The organism is Paenibacillus sp. FSL H8-0332 (genome assembly GCF_037963835.1).
GTDB lineage: Bacteria > Bacillota > Bacilli > Paenibacillales > Paenibacillaceae > Paenibacillus_AQ > Paenibacillus_AQ rhizoplanae.
The window spans coordinates 7,187,419-7,202,316 of record NZ_CP150145.1 but is presented as its reverse complement, the minus strand read 5'-3'; the positions used below and the strand labels follow the sequence as shown (position 1 = coordinate 7,202,316).

Genomic DNA, 14,898 nt, shown 5'->3' with positions numbered 1-14,898 from the left:
TAGGCAGGCTGCCTATGGCGGCTGAGCCGGGTGGTTTTGTGCCACGAATGAGCGTAGATCGCTCTCCCTGCGGGAATTGCTTTACTGTGGAGCGGCTAGTCAATTTGAACATGATTGGGATCGGTTACTTTAGTGAACTAGAGTTAATGGATAATGAAAAATCAGCATGGGTTAACTGGATAACTGTATTCCGTGCAGCTATTTATTTCCAATTCATCCATCTGATCAATATAAGTGTACTTTGTACACTTATATCCATATAAATCCTCTAGATGGTACGTTTCCTATACATATAAATGTATAAACTACAACTATAACTAATAAAAGGAATAATACAATCCATATAAGTGTATGAAATACATTTATTTCATTGGGTGTTCAGATGATTATACCCATTTTTAGGTTTTTACTGGAATTCGAACAACTTCAGCACAGCAGTGTTCTACCTCCGCTCCAGGAGTTCGTTATAAATATCGCGCTTGGACAAGCCGCGGTCGGACGCTGCCTTTTTCATAGCATCCTTACGCGTTAAGCCTGAAGTTTCATAATGAGCCACATGCTCACCGGTACTAAGCTGGCGCCACCAGGAAGATTCAGCCAGCTCCGCCTCCTCTTTACTCTCTCCCTCAAGCACGATTACGTATTCACCAAGCGGAGGATGCTCCTCCAGCCAGGCTATGCACTCCTCGATGCTTCCGCGCAGGAACTCCTCATAGCGCTTGGTCAGCTCACGGGCCAGTGTAATCCGGCGGTTGCCGAAGGCCTCCTGCAAATGAACAAGTGTCTTGGCAACGCGGTGCGGCGATTCATAGAAGAGCAGTGTTCCTTGGGCAGCACGCAGAGGGGCCAGAACAGCCCTTATATCCTTGCGCTCTCTGGGCAGGAAGCCGATGAACGTGAAGCTTGCCGTAGGCAATCCTGAGGCAATCAAAGCCGACAAGGCGGCATTCGCTCCAGGTACCGGAATCACCGGAATCTGATGACTGACAGCCAGAGCTACCAGATCGGCACCAGGGTCGGAAATCGCCGGCAGACCGGCATCGCTGACGAGTGCCAGATTTTTACCTTCTATTATATAGCGTATCAGCTCCGGTCCGCTGGCGGCCTTGTTATGCTCATGATAACTGAACAGCATGGACGGTGTAATTTCAAAATGGCTCAGCAACTTACGCGTCTGTCTCGTATCCTCAGCGGCGATAATATCGCATTCCTTCAGCGTGCGTACTGCGCGGTAAGTCATATCCTCCAGATTGCCGATCGGCGTAGCTACTAGATACAGACATCCGCATCCTTCAGGCTTCGCTCCATCATGATTATTTTGAAAGCTGCTTTGGCATTGTATGGTCATTGGCTATTATCCTCTTTGTTTCCGTAATAAATATCCATAATCTCAGGGCAATATTGATTGTCCTCATTATATACGATTAAAGGCGGTTGTAAACGCACCTCCGGCTTCCCGTCACGCGCGGCCTCGATCAGAACCATATTTGCTTCCAGATGGGCACGTGGATGCACAAAGCGGATCAGCTTCGGCTCAAGCCGGTGCTTCCGCATCAGACTGATAATATCCACGAGGCGCTGCGGCTTATGCACCATGCTGACTTTGCCTCCGGTACGGACCAGCCGGACACAGGCCTGAATGACCTCCTCCAGGGTACAACCGATTTCATGGCGGGCCATCGCCTGATGGGAATTCAGCTTCAGATCGCTCCCGTTCAGCGGCATATAAGGGGGATTCACCGTGATCGCATCGTATACGCCATAGCCCGCTGTAAGATGAAGCTCCCGCAAATCACCCTCATGAATCTGTACCCGCTCCTCCAGACCGTTAAGCGACACACTACGCCGGGCCATGTCTGCCAGACGGGGCTGAATCTCGATTCCTTCTATAGAAGCCTTTGTCCGCGTCGTCAGCAGCATGGGGATGACCCCGTTACCCGTACACAGGTCAAGCACCCGGCCACGCGGCGGTACACTGGCGAACCGTGCCAGCAGCACGGCATCCATCGAGAAGCTGAACACTTCGTCACTCTGGATAATTCTCAGATCATGGGTGAGCAGGTCATCGATCCGCTCTGCTTCTTGCAGGGGTACAGGTGTATTGTTCATTGAATGGGTCATTGTAATCTCCTTCTCTACATTCAAAAAAACCGTAGGCGACAATCTCCTACGGCTGGATATCCTCATTTATTAAGAAAAGAAAGGCAGAACAGACAATCGCCTTCCGTCCGCAAATGCCCAAAGTAAACATTGCAGATATGGAAGCCTTCGTGATACAGCCGGGCCAGATTATCGTAGCCTTCCCCGACAACCTCCTCTTTCCCTTCGGCAGCAAGTATAGCCTCTGCCTCCGCAGACAGTGCGGCCTTATCTACAGGCGCTTCCCTTTTCAATATGATACGAAGTTGCTCGTTCTCCAGACTCAGCTTCTGATTCGCTTCCATCAACTCTTTGACCGTCTGCTTCCAATCGCCCAGAGTGGTGCGCATCTCATCCATCTGCGCTTCCATCTCCTGCATGTGTGTAAATATATTTTTCTTCTCCAAGTTTCCACCCCGAAAGTAACCTTATAATGGTTTACTTGACGACAACATCATCCATTGGAAGTTCTTTAACTTTACCCACTTCAAACAACTGCACATGAACCGTGCGGCTGCCGGCATTGATACCGACTACCTTGCCGTCACCCAGTGAAGTAACGACCATTTTGCCTACGGCCGGCATTTCTTCCTTCGTGCTCTCATAATTATCATGCTCAAACTTCAGACAACACATCAGCCGTCCGCATAATCCCGAGATCTTGGTCGGGTTAAGCGACAGATTCTGATCCTTCGCCATCTTGATGGACACCGGCTCGAAATCACCAAGCCAGGAGGAGCAGCAGAGCACCCGTCCGCATGGGCCTAATCCGCCCAGCATCTTGGCTTCATCCCGCACACCAATCTGCCGGAGCTCAATGCGGGTACGGAAAATACTGGCCAGGTCCTTCACCAGCTCGCGGAAATCCACGCGGCCCTCGGCCGTAAAGTAGAAAATAATCTTGTTGCGGTCAAACGTAAACTCCACATCCACCAGCTTCATTTTGAGGCCATGATCGCGGATTTTATTTAAACAGGTGGTAAAAGCATCCTTCGCTGCACCCTTGTTCTCTTCCACCACGCGCGCGTCGGTTTCACCGGCAATGCGCATGACTTTCTTGAGCGGCAGTACAACGTCAGCTTCCTGCACCTCTTTTTTGCCAACGACAACCTTACCGTATTCGACCCCTCTTGCAGTCTCGACAATCACGCATTGATCGCGTTCAATCGGGAAATCAAGCGGATCGAAATAATATATTTTACCCGCTTTTTTGAAGCGGACACCTACTACGCTGTACAAAAATTAACCCCCTTGTTTGACGGTAAAGGAACCCTTAAGCAAGACTGCTTCCCTGATGATCCATGCTTGTCCTTCCTCGTCCGCTATACCCGGTCTTTCCAGGTGCTGAGGATTATATCCCGGAGGATCTATTATAAATAACCCGAGCCTCTAGCTTTCCAGCCGGATTAAAAACTGCTCCAGACACAGCTGGGCATTGGCATTGGAACGCAGCTTCCGCTTGCTCTCCGCCGCATATTCCATATAAGCCACCCACTGCTGCGTACTCCTCTGACGGGCAGCCCTCGAAATAAAGTCTAACTGATCTATGAAAACGATACTTTCGTGCTTTCGGTACAGGAAGTAGAGCATATCTTTGAACCATAAGTGGAACATGCTGAATAGAGTGTCCAAATGTTCACCAAGTCCGGTCTTGAACAGCTTCGAACCCGCGGTTGCTACCGCAGTGCTGCCCTTGCCCAGAGACTCCTTCGCTAATTGTAACACTAGATTTCTCATTTCTGCAAACCAATTCTGTGCCAAAAGTTCCCTGCAGCCGTCAAGACCGGCAGTCAGCGACACCGCGCACCGTGCCAGCGGCACCGGAACCCCTTCACCGGACAGCGCCTGCAGCATAATATCCGGATGGAGCGGGCTAAACGGGATGCGCTGGGTTCTGGACTGGATCGTCGGGAGCAGGGAACTGCTGTTATCGGAGATCAGAATGCCTACCGCAGGGGCCGGCGGCTCCTCCAGGAATTTCAGCAGACTATTCGCGGCTTGCACCGTCATTTTGTCCGCTCCTTCTATAATATAAACCTTCGGGTTAATTCCTTCCGAGCGGTAGGAAAAAACACGCTGAAGTTCACGAATCTGATCGATCTTAATGCTCGCCCCATCGGGGCGCAGCAGCGTTAAATCAGGATGATTGCCATGCTCCACCTTGCGGCATTCCAGGCACTCTCCGCAGGCATCATCTTTGCTGGCGGTACAGAATATCGCCTGGGCGAACGTCAAAGCCATCTTCACCTGCCCGCTGCCTGCCGGACCCGTGAACAGATAGGCATGGCTGACAGCATCCTTGCGTAAGGCATTCTGAAGCAGCCGCTTGGCGTCCTCCTGGCCTAATAGTTCATGAAAAGACATAATTTCCTCCAAAGTTTGTCAGAAAGAAAGATTAATCAGCAGCCCGCGGATCTCTCCGACCCGTCCCAGGAGATCGATCCGCCCCTGCTCGCTGTCCAGCAGATCATCTGCCATATTCAGCAGAGCGGCATCAACCTCTTCGAGCAGCTTGTAGCGTTTGCCGCGCCCCCGCCGGTCCCAGCCTTTGGTGTCCTTCAGGATCACTCCGCGGCGGGCCGTCTCCTCCAGAAACCGTTTGATCAGGTTCCGGTAGATCGACAGCTCACGTACAGTCATGGATTTGGAGAGCCGGTCGCCTTGCAGCTGGATATCTTTAATCTGACGGTTCAACTCATCTATAGTTTTCTGCTGGCTTTGCTGTTGAAATACATCGTTGAAATTTTTTTGCTGAACCGGCCGCCTCTCAGCCTCCGTGGTCAGCATTTCGCTTTTTAAGGGCCTGTAGCCCGGGTTGATCTTCATTATGCTCAATAATGCTCGAAACGATCGACGGGAAGTACGAATACGGTAGCTCCGCCCACCTGCACTTCAACAGGAAGCGGCAAATAGGAATCTGTCGTGCCGCTCATCGGCGTGACCGGAGTGACCAGTTGCTCGCGTACTTTGCAGCTGTTACGGATTACACTGAGTACAGCGTCTACCTGAATATCATCTACCCCAATCAAAAAGGTAGTGTTACCCGCACGGAGAAATCCGCCTGTACTCGCCAGCTTGGTGGCACGGAAGTTCGCCTTCACCAGTTCACTGGATAGCCGGTTGCTGTCTTTATCCTGGATAATTGCAATGATCAAATTCATCTTCGTATCCCCTCCTAATTAGTTATGTTCACAGGCTTTCCGCACAACATCGATTCAATCTGCGGAGAAGCCCTGTTCAATCATTATACCTCTATTGTTTATTTGACAAAACACCTTAGAAATCCTTTAATATCCTGTCCTTCAGTACACGTACAATATCCTGCTCCACCATATGGATGGGACGACCCGCATCAAGCACCACAATCCGCTGCGGATCAGAGCTGGTTACCAGTTCATAGCCCGCCCGCACCTTCTGATGAAACTCCAGGCTCTCCAGATCCAGCCGGTTCACTTCCCGGTTCTGATTGGCCGCTATCCGGGACAGGCCCACCTCAGGATCTACATCCAGGTAAAAGGTAAGATCGGGCATTCTCCCGCCAGTCGCAAACCGGTTAATCCCCCTCACCTCTTCGATGCCCAGCCCTCTGGCGTACCCTTGATAGACCAGACTGCTGTCTACAAAACGGTCGCAGAGCACGGTAATTCCCTCCTGCAAGGCAGGCTCGACCACCTCCGCCAGATGCTGGCTTCTTGCCGCAGCATACAGGAGTGCCTCTGTCCGGGCATCCATAGCCGTATGCGCCGGGTCGAGGATAATAGAGCGGATCTTCTCGGCAATCTCAATCCCTCCCGGTTCGCGGGTGATTAAGTAGGGCATGGAATGGTTCTGCAGATAAGCTGCCACCCTGCCTAGTACGGTTGTTTTGCCGGAGCCGTCGCCTCCCTCCAGTGTAATGAAGAATCCTTCTCGCTTCACTTATGCTTCTCCGCCCTTCTGAATGTTGTATACCATAATATGCTGTAAGGCCGGATCAGCACAGGCCTGGAATTTCGCCCCGCCTGTACGCAGGCGGATCAGCCTGTGACAGACAGACGCTGTAATGCTCTCTCCGGGATATAAGAGCGGGATGCCTGGCGGATAGGGAATAACCATCTCTGCCGCAATCCTGCCGGCGCTTGCCTCAAGCTCTATGCTCTCTGTCTCTCCGGCAGCCACCGGCCTGGTAGAGAACGCAACCGGAGCCGATACTGCCGGAATGTCGAAATTGTTCCACGTGGAAATATGGCCAGGGGAGATTGCATCCCCCTCTCTGCTATTATATGACGCTGCCGGGGCTGCGGTCCCGCCTATCTGCGGCGCTGGCAAGGAGGTCTGCGCTGCGATGTCCTGCAGCGCTGTCAGCAGCTCCGCTGCCTCCTCAGCCTTCGAGCCGAGGCTGAAGGCCAGAACCACGTGCCGGTCGTCGCTCATCTCCGGCACGATCCCCCTCTCTTCTAGCCTGCGTTGCAGCTCGAAGCCCCCCAGGACCCCTGCGGCGTCATAAATGACCGCCTTAAAGGGGTCCTGGGTCACGTACGCCGCCCCGCGCAGCGGCGGCGTACTCACTCCTGCGGCGCACGCCTCGCCGCAGACAGGCTGCTGCAGCGAAGCCGGCTGCAGCAGCCTGAAGCGCGGCAGCGCCGTCAGGCCGCGCCGCAGGACATCCACGGCGGCGAGCCCCGCCGTGAAGGCACCGGTGCCCTGGCTGTGCAGCAGGCGCCGGGCCAGATCGAGCGAAGCCATCACGGGGTACGATGGGCTGGAGCTCTGCACCATGGCCAGGCGCTGCCGCAGCAGCGCGCGGTCAAGCCATGGCCCTTGCACATGCAGCATGGCGCCCATCGTCAGCGCCGTCAGCATCTTATGCGTGGACTGCACCACGCCGTCCGCGCCCCCGGCAAGCGCCCCGGCTGGAAGCGCCGGGTGCTGCCCGTAATGCGCCCCGTGCGCCTCATCCACCAGCAGCGGCACGCCGCTGGTGTGACAGGCCTGCGCGAGGGGCGCAAGGTCAATGCCCATGCCGTAGTAATTCGGCAGGGTAACCAGTACTCCGGCAGCCTCCGGGTAGGCTGCCAGCGCCGCCTGCACCGTCTCAGCAGACGGGGCCACGGCAAGGCCGCTGCCCGGGTCGATCTGCGGCTCCAGGAAGACTGCACGCGCTCCTGCCAGCATCAGTCCATGGATCACGGACTTGTGGACGTTGCGCTGCAAGATAAGCAGCCTGCCGGGCTCAGAACAGACCGTCAGGATCAGTGCCAGATTACCGGCAGTGCTGCCGCCCACCAGCATATAACTCTCCTCCGCGCCATAACAATCGGCGGCCAGCTCCTGCGCTTCCCTTATTACCCCTTCCGGATGATGAAGATCATCCGTTCCGGTTATCTCCGTCACATCGTAACGCATCACTTCCGTGAGATACCCCGCACTCTCTGCACTGACAGTACTCCGGTAAGCCTCTCCGTTCTTGTGACCCGGCACATGATAAGATATATTACCCTTATGTCTATATTGTTCCAGCATTTCGTATACAGGTGCCCTGCCAGGCTGTAGCTTGTCCATAGATTCTTCCTTCCCTGGGGGTTACCTTCTATTTTAACGCAAATACACCCAAACGCCTATCACTTCCGCAAAGGACTGCACAAGCAACAAAACGGCTCCCCTCACCCGGTCAGGGCGGAGAAGCCGTTAAGAGGAACCTTCTATTTGCAGCCAACGCGACACAGATCCACCGCCCGCTCTTTATATGTTACTTGTTACAAGTACTGCGCTTCGTGCATTAAGCATGCTTTTGCAGATTGATCTTCTTCATCCGGCTAATAAAAAAGTTGTACTTCACATCCTCAGCTTCCGTACGCACCATCTCACTCTCACAGTCTTCACAGATGAAATGCGTGACAATCACAATGCCTTCTTCCTTTTCCTGCCCGCAGATAATGCAGGCCTGCCCGGTTTGCTGTTCCATTTTCATCCCACCTTGACTCTTTTAAGAACAGTATGGTACACCTTCTATCATTTTAAACCTTTTCATAGTTTTTTCCTAATCCTTAATAGCCTAAAATATATATATTCGCCCGATACCCATTCGGTGAATCTGAGCCCGTTGTTTAACAAAACGCAGGAGCAGGCCGATATTAATAACAAGAGAACTTGCGAGGAGGTCCGAATTTCCGGTATGGAACCAAACACCAAAGGTGCCGCTACATTCTATCAATACAAGCTTATCAAAAAAATTACTATTACAGCATTCCTGCTGCGGGTCTATCTCGCCCTTCCCTTTGTATGCCTTGTGCTCGAAAGTGTCTTTCTGTCCTGGCTGAGTGTCCTGTTCATGATTATAGCCGGACCTGTCATGCTGTGGATTCAGTATGTCATCTCACGCTCTGTGCTGCTAATTAGCGGACACCCTATCGCCAAGCGCTGGAGATTGTCCCTGCGCCTGCCCTGGCCCGGTTACATGCCTGATCAATATATTAATTACGGCATCTTCCGCACCGTACAGCTGCATAACCTCTGGATCGGTCTTTGCATAGCCGCACTCTTCATCCTCTGGGCTCCGCCCGCCTTCACGGCTTCGCTTGCGGTATGCCACCTGTGGCTGCTGCTGCCCCGTCTGTATACGCTGCTGCGCTTGAACAGTGTAGCCAAAGACGGAATGCTCAAGTTCAATGCAGCAGATGCCTCCTATTACGCCCAATAATCCCAACCAGATATACATAGCCCTGTATTTAAGCGGCCAAGCATGCACACAAAAAATCGCCATCCACAATCGGACGGCGATTTTTTATCTGTTCTTCAAACCTTTGGTCGTGACCTTCTTTTCCTTTGGGATCATTACAATGAAGTAATCATCATGTATAGTTAGGTGTACAATAAGTCCTTCTTTCTGAAAAACACGGGAGCTCCCGGAATCGTCCGCATTCTGATCTTGTTCCTGCTCTTCCCATCCCCACGCTTTAATCGCCTCGAGATAAGGCTCTGGTACGCCCTTCTTCTCCTTCAGCCCCGGCAGGGAGTAACGTACATAGTCCATGGCTACATTTGTAGTTGTTCTGTCGGGAGAGCTTGCCTCTTTGGGAACAGGGAAGTCCTCCTCATTGAGTGCACCGTTAAAAGTATCCCAAGCCGGCTCTTTCGTTCCGCAACCCGCCAGCATTACTCCGACTATACAAAGAATAACTAATATCCACAAAGGTTGGGTTCGCTTCATACCTTAAATCCTCCTTACCTCTACCATGCATCTAAAGACGCAAGAAAATTCCAAGTTAGAATTTATACGTAGTTCATTCGTATTAAGGCTTTTGCTTATTTATTGCACTTTTCCATTATACTTGGAACCATCGCCTCGTCGGTAACAAAAATGTCACTCGTTTGTAAGCGTTTTTATATTAATTTTCCGTATCACTACCCGCTTTTTTATATGTGGATATACAAAAAAACCATTGTCGAATTATCGGCAATGGCTCATGTGCTTGGCAACGTCCTACTCTCCCAGGACCCTTCGGTCCAAGTACCATCGGCGCTGGAGGGCTTAACGGTCGTGTTCGGGATGGGTACGTGTGGAACCCCTCCGCTATCGCCACCAAACATGATTTTTGCGCTGCGTTGACATCCGTGAGATCACTCCCGCAAAATATCAATCCTCAGAAAGGACATGCAGCTTAAAATCTTTCAGGAATTTGATTCCTGAAAACTGAATCCGAAATGAATCTGCGTGTTAGAAATTTGGATAAGCCCTCGACCGATTAGTATTGGTCAGCTCCATGCATTGCTGCACTTCCACCTCCAACCTATCTACCTCGTCGTCTTCAAGGGGTCTTACATGTTGGGAAATCTCATCTTGAGGGGGGCTTCACGCTTAGATGCTTTCAGCGCTTATCCCGTCCGTACGTAGCTACTCAGCCATGCTCCTGGCGGAACAACTGATGCACCAGCGGTACGTCCATCCCGGTCCTCTCGTACTAAGGACAGCTCCTCTCAAATTTCCTGCGCCCACGACAGATAGGGACCGAACTGTCTCACGACGTTCTGAACCCAGCTCGCGTACCGCTTTAATGGGCGAACAGCCCAACCCTTGGGACCTACTTCAGCCCCAGGATGCGATGAGCCGACATCGAGGTGCCAAACCTCCCCGTCGATGTGGACTCTTGGGGGAGATAAGCCTGTTATCCCCAGGGTAGCTTTTATCCGTTGAGCGATGGCCCTTCCATGCGGTACCACCGGATCACTAAGTCCGACTTTCGTCCCTGCTCGACTTGTAGGTCTCGCAGTCAAGCTCCCTTATGCCTTTGCACTCTGCGAATGATTTCCAACCATTCTGAGGGAACCTTTGAACGCCTCCGTTACTCTTTAGGAGGCGACCGCCCCAGTCAAACTGCCCGCCTGACACGGTCCCCGTACCCGGTAAGGGCACTAGGTTAGAACCTAGATACGATCAGGGTGGTATCCCAACGGCGCCTCCGCAGAAGCTTGCGCTCCTGCCTCACCGGCTCCCACCTATCCTGTACAGATCGTACCCAAATTCAATATCAAGCTGCAGTAAAGCTCCATGGGGTCTTTCCGTCTTGTCGCGGGTAACCTGCATCTTCACAGGTATTAAAATTTCACCGGATCTCTCGTTGAGACAGCGCCCAAGTCGTTACGCCATTCGTGCGGGTCAGAATTTACCTGACAAGGAATTTCGCTACCTTAGGACCGTTATAGTTACGGCCGCCGTTTACTGGGGCTTCGGTTCACAGCTTCGGGTTGCCCCTAACCACTCCCCTTAACCTTCCAGCACCGGGCAGGCGTCAGCCCGTATACTTCGCCTTACGGCTTCGCACAGACCTGTGTTTTTGCTAAACAGTCGCTTGGGCCTTTTCACTGCGGCCCCCTCGGGCTATTCACCCTACCGAGGCACCTCTTCTCCCGAAGTTACGAGGTCATTTTGCCGAGTTCCTTAACGAGAGTTCTTCCGCGCGCCTTAGAATTCTCTTCTCGCCTACCTGTGTCGGTTTGCGGTACGGGCACCTTCTCCTGGCTAGAGGCTTTTCTTGGCAGTGTGAGATCATGACCTTCGCTACTGTAATTTTCGCTCCCCATCACAGCCTGGCCTTAGTAGTGTGCGGATTTGCCTACACACCAGCCTCACTGCTTAGACGGACATATCCATCAGTCCGCGTCACTACCCTCCTGCGTCACCCCATCGCTCATAGCGGATTACGGTGGTACAGTAATTTCAAACTGTTGTCCTTCGACTACGCCTTTCGGCCTCGCCTTAGGTCCCGACTTACCCTGAGCGGACGAGCCTTCCTCAGGAAACCTTGGGCTTTCGGCGGATCAGATTCTCACTGATCTTTTCGTTACTCATACCGGCATTCTCACTTGTATGCTGTCCAGCGCTCCTTACGGTACACCTTCAACCTACATACAACGCTCCCCTACCCCAGATGCAAAGCATCTAGCCATAGCTTCGGTGGTGTGTTTAGCCCCGTTACATTTTCGGCGCAGAGTCACTCGACCAGTGAGCTATTACGCACTCTTTCAATGGTGGCTGCTTCTAAGCCAACATCCTGGTTGTCTGTGCAACTCCACATCCTTTCCCACTTAACACACACTTGGGGACCTTAGCTGATGGTCTGGGCTGTTTCCCTTTTGACAATGGATCTTAGCACTCACTGTCTGACTCCCGGCAAGAAGTACATGGCATTCGGAGTTTGACTGAGCTTGGTAACCCTTGCGGGCCCCGCACCCAATCAGTGCTCTACCTCCACGACTCCATTCACCGAGGCTAGCCCTAAAGCTATTTCGGGGAGAACCAGCTATCTCCGAGTTCGATTGGAATTTCTCCGCTACCCCCACCTCATCCCCGCATTTTTCAACATGCGTGGGTTCGGGCCTCCAGTGCGTGTTACCGCACCTTCACCCTGGACAGGGGTAGATCACACGGTTTCGGGTCTACGTCCACATACTAAATCGCCCTATTCAGACTCGCTTTCGCTGCGGCTCCGGCTTCTCACCTTAACCTTGCATGTTAAACGTAACTCGCCGGTTCATTCTACAAAAGGCACGCCATCACCCGTGCTGGACAAGTCCAGCATAGGGCTCTGACTTTTTGTAAGCACACGGTTTCAGGTTCTATTTCACTCCCCTTCCGGGGTGCTTTTCACCTTTCCCTCACGGTACTGTTTCACTATCGGTCGCCAGGTAGTATTTAGCCTTAGCAGATGGTCCTGCTGGATTCATACGGGGTTTCACGTGCCCCGCACTACTCGGGATCCGTCTCGGAGAGAACACAGTTTAGGCTACAGGGCTTTTACCTCTATCGCGGGCCTTTCCAGACCTCTTCGCCTACCATATTCCTTTGTAACTCCATGTGAGACGTCCCACAACCCCAAGAGGCAAGCCCCTTGGTTTAGGCTGTTCCGCGTTCGCTCGCCGCTACTGACGGAATCACTATTGTTTTCTCTTCCTCAGGGTACTTAGATGTTTCAGTTCCCCTGGTCTGCCTCTGCGTATCCTATGTATTCAGATACGAGTAACTGCGAATTACCACAGCTGGGTTTCCCCATTCGGACACCCCCGGATCAAAGCTTGCTTACAGCTCCCCGAGGCAGTTTCGTTGTTCGCCACGTCCTTCGTCGGCTCCTGGCGCCTAGGCATCCTCCGTGTGCTCTTAGTAGCTTAACCAATGCTCCGGCGTTTCGCTTGTTTGCACAATCGAAAACCTTCGCTTAGCATCACTAAAATATTGAAACTTGTTTACACAAGTTCAGCTTAAAGGAATGTTCTAAAACGCAAATTCATTTCGGTATCCAGTTTTCAAGGATCAAAGTTAAAGATGAGAGCTTAAACTCTCAAAACTGACCAACGAGTGAGTATTCGAACCCAAGGGTTCTATTGTGGAAGCTTTAGCTTCCGATTTGAATGTTTCCGTTGCAGGAAACGATTCTCCATAGAAAGGAGGTGATCCAGCCGCACCTTCCGATACGGCTACCTTGTTACGACTTCACCCCAATCATCTACCCCACCTTCGGCGGCTGGCTCCCTTGCGGGTTACCCCACCGACTTCGGGTGTTGTAAACTCTCGTGGTGTGACGGGCGGTGTGTACAAGACCCGGGAACGTATTCACCGCGGCATGCTGATCCGCGATTACTAGCAATTCCGACTTCATGCAGGCGAGTTGCAGCCTGCAATCCGAACTGAGACCGGCTTTGCTGGGATTGGCTCCACCTCGCGGCTTCGCTTCCCGTTGTACCGGCCATTGTAGTACGTGTGTAGCCCAGGTCATAAGGGGCATGATGATTTGACGTCATCCCCACCTTCCTCCGGTTTGTCACCGGCAGTCACTCTAGAGTGCCCAGCTTCACCTGCTGGCAACTAAAGTCAAGGGTTGCGCTCGTTGCGGGACTTAACCCAACATCTCACGACACGAGCTGACGACAACCATGCACCACCTGTCTCAACTTTCCCCGAAGGGCACCTGATGCATCTCTGCTTCGTTAGTTGGATGTCAAGACCTGGTAAGGTTCTTCGCGTTGCTTCGAATTAAACCACATACTCCACTGCTTGTGCGGGTCCCCGTCAATTCCTTTGAGTTTCAGTCTTGCGACCGTACTCCCCAGGCGGAGTGCTTACTGTGTTAACTTCGGCACCAAGGGTATCGAAACCCCTAACACCTAGCACTCATCGTTTACGGCGTGGACTACCAGGGTATCTAATCCTGTTTGCTCCCCACGCTTTCGCGCCTCAGCGTCAGTTACAGCCCAGAAAGTCGCCTTCGCCACTGGTGTTCCTCCACATATCTACGCATTTCACCGCTACACGTGGAATTCCACTTTCCTCTTCTGTACTCAAGTCACCCAGTTTCCAGTGCGACCTCAGGTTGAGCCCAAGGTTTAAACACCAGACTTAAATGACCGCCTGCGCGCGCTTTACGCCCAATAATTCCGGACAACGCTTGCCCCCTACGTATTACCGCGGCTGCTGGCACGTAGTTAGCCGGGGCTTTCTTCTCAGGTACCGTCACTCCGGCAGCAGTTACTCTACCGGACGTTCTTCCCTGGCAACAGAGCTTTACGATCCGAAAACCTTCATCACTCACGCGGCATTGCTCCGTCAGGCTTGCGCCCATTGCGGAAGATTCCCTACTGCTGCCTCCCGTAGGAGTCTGGGCCGTGTCTCAGTCCCAGTGTGGCCGTTCACCCTCTCAGGTCGGCTACGCATCGTCGCCTTGGTGAGCCGTTACCCCACCAACTAGCTAATGCGCCGCAGGCCCATCCCCAAGCAGCAGATTGCTCCGCCTTTCATTCTCTCTTCAGGAGAGGAAAGAAATTATCCGGTATTAGCTACCGTTTCCGGTAGTTATCCCAGTCTTGAGGGCAGGTTGCCTACGTGTTACTCACCCGTCCGCCGCTAAGTTAATCAGGAGCAAGCTCCATCATAACTCCGCTCGACTTGCATGTATTAGGCATGCCGCCAGCGTTCGTCCTGAGCCAGGATCAAACTCTCCAAATTGGTATTTAGAAAGAGCGATTGCTCATTTTGAAACATCTGACGAGAATTTTCATTCTCATTTTTGGATCTCACCGAAGTGATCTCCAGATACTCACTCGTTGTTCAGTTTTCAAAGATCAAGCTCGTTGTTAGCGACGATTACTCCGTCACCAGCAACTCTTATAATATATCACATCCAGCCAATCAATGCAAGCTCTTTTTTTCAACTTCTTTTCGAGCAAACCGTTGATGTTTCGCGGCCAGAAATAGAATATATCATGGATAGAAACTCATTGCAAGCATTA

The 14,898-nt window shown here is 52.3% G+C and carries 12 protein-coding genes and 3 rRNA genes; 1 reads left to right on the top strand and 14 read right to left on the bottom strand.

From position 1 onward, the window contains the following. Nucleotides 1–442: 442 nt before the first annotated feature. The 10 genes from rsmI to NST43_RS31465 form a co-directional block, all read right to left on the bottom strand. Complete coding sequence (rsmI, locus tag NST43_RS31510; protein ID WP_339221442.1) at nucleotides 443–1,348, bottom strand: 16S rRNA (cytidine(1402)-2'-O)-methyltransferase; 906 nt, start codon at nucleotides 1,346–1,348, stop codon at nucleotides 443–445. Then, nucleotides 1,345–2,121 carry a tRNA1(Val) (adenine(37)-N6)-methyltransferase gene (locus NST43_RS31505; protein ID WP_339221440.1) on the bottom strand — a complete coding sequence of 259 codons (777 nt, stop codon included), beginning with the start codon at nucleotides 2,119–2,121 and terminating at the stop codon, nucleotides 1,345–1,347. The genes rsmI and NST43_RS31505 overlap by 4 nt, the downstream gene beginning before the upstream one ends. Nucleotides 2,122–2,183: 62 nt before the next feature. After that, on the bottom strand, nucleotides 2,184–2,546 hold the full coding sequence (yabA, locus tag NST43_RS31500) for a DNA replication initiation control protein YabA (protein ID WP_209994356.1): 363 nt from the start codon (nucleotides 2,544–2,546) through the stop codon (nucleotides 2,184–2,186). A 31-nt stretch (nucleotides 2,547–2,577) separates the two neighbouring features. Then, nucleotides 2,578–3,378, bottom strand: a complete 801-nt coding sequence (locus NST43_RS31495; protein ID WP_036696365.1) for a stage 0 sporulation family protein — start codon at nucleotides 3,376–3,378, stop codon at nucleotides 2,578–2,580. A gap of 150 nt (nucleotides 3,379–3,528) precedes the next feature. Then, nucleotides 3,529–4,503: a DNA polymerase III subunit delta' gene (gene holB / locus NST43_RS31490; RefSeq protein ID WP_036696363.1), complete on the bottom strand. Its 975-nt coding sequence runs from the start codon at nucleotides 4,501–4,503 to the stop codon at nucleotides 3,529–3,531. Between the two features lie 18 nt (nucleotides 4,504–4,521). Then, the gene (locus NST43_RS31485) at nucleotides 4,522–4,965 is read right to left on the bottom strand and encodes a YaaR family protein (RefSeq protein WP_036723982.1); all 444 of its coding nucleotides are present in this window, start codon (nucleotides 4,963–4,965) and stop codon (nucleotides 4,522–4,524) included. A gap of 5 nt (nucleotides 4,966–4,970) precedes the next feature. Further along, on the bottom strand, nucleotides 4,971–5,300 hold the full coding sequence (locus NST43_RS31480) for a cyclic-di-AMP receptor (protein WP_036723983.1): 330 nt from the start codon (nucleotides 5,298–5,300) through the stop codon (nucleotides 4,971–4,973). 115 nt (nucleotides 5,301–5,415) lie between these two features. Beyond that, entirely contained in the window at nucleotides 5,416–6,057 is a 642-nt protein-coding gene (gene tmk / locus NST43_RS31475; protein ID WP_036723984.1) for a dTMP kinase, read from the bottom strand. Then, complete coding sequence (locus tag NST43_RS31470; protein ID WP_339221434.1) at nucleotides 6,058–7,680, bottom strand: aminotransferase class I/II-fold pyridoxal phosphate-dependent enzyme; 1,623 nt, start codon at nucleotides 7,678–7,680, stop codon at nucleotides 6,058–6,060. Nucleotides 7,681–7,897: 217 nt separating this feature from the next. Continuing rightward, nucleotides 7,898–8,083: a sigma factor G inhibitor Gin gene (locus tag NST43_RS31465; RefSeq protein ID WP_209994353.1), complete on the bottom strand. Its 186-nt coding sequence runs from the start codon at nucleotides 8,081–8,083 to the stop codon at nucleotides 7,898–7,900. Nucleotides 8,084–8,293: 210 nt separating this feature from the next. Here NST43_RS31465 and NST43_RS31460 point away from each other — a divergent pair, with 210 nt between their 5' ends. Continuing rightward, complete coding sequence (locus NST43_RS31460) at nucleotides 8,294–8,818, top strand: hypothetical protein (RefSeq protein WP_209994352.1); 525 nt, start codon at nucleotides 8,294–8,296, stop codon at nucleotides 8,816–8,818. A gap of 84 nt (nucleotides 8,819–8,902) precedes the next feature. On the opposite strand, the gene NST43_RS31455 is transcribed toward NST43_RS31460, so the two are convergent. From NST43_RS31455 to NST43_RS31440, 4 genes are all read right to left on the bottom strand, one after another. Beyond that, nucleotides 8,903–9,328 carry a hypothetical protein gene (locus tag NST43_RS31455; protein ID WP_209994351.1) on the bottom strand — a complete coding sequence of 142 codons (426 nt, stop codon included), beginning with the start codon at nucleotides 9,326–9,328 and terminating at the stop codon, nucleotides 8,903–8,905. A gap of 260 nt (nucleotides 9,329–9,588) precedes the next feature. Continuing rightward, nucleotides 9,589–9,705 (bottom strand): 5S ribosomal RNA (rrf, locus tag NST43_RS31450). 138 nt (nucleotides 9,706–9,843) lie between these two features. Next, nucleotides 9,844–12,786, bottom strand: a 23S ribosomal RNA gene (locus NST43_RS31445). Between the two features lie 269 nt (nucleotides 12,787–13,055). Continuing rightward, nucleotides 13,056–14,614 (bottom strand): 16S ribosomal RNA (locus NST43_RS31440). The 16S, 23S and 5S rRNA genes sit together here, the layout of an rRNA operon. Between the last annotated feature and the right edge of the window lie 284 nt (nucleotides 14,615–14,898).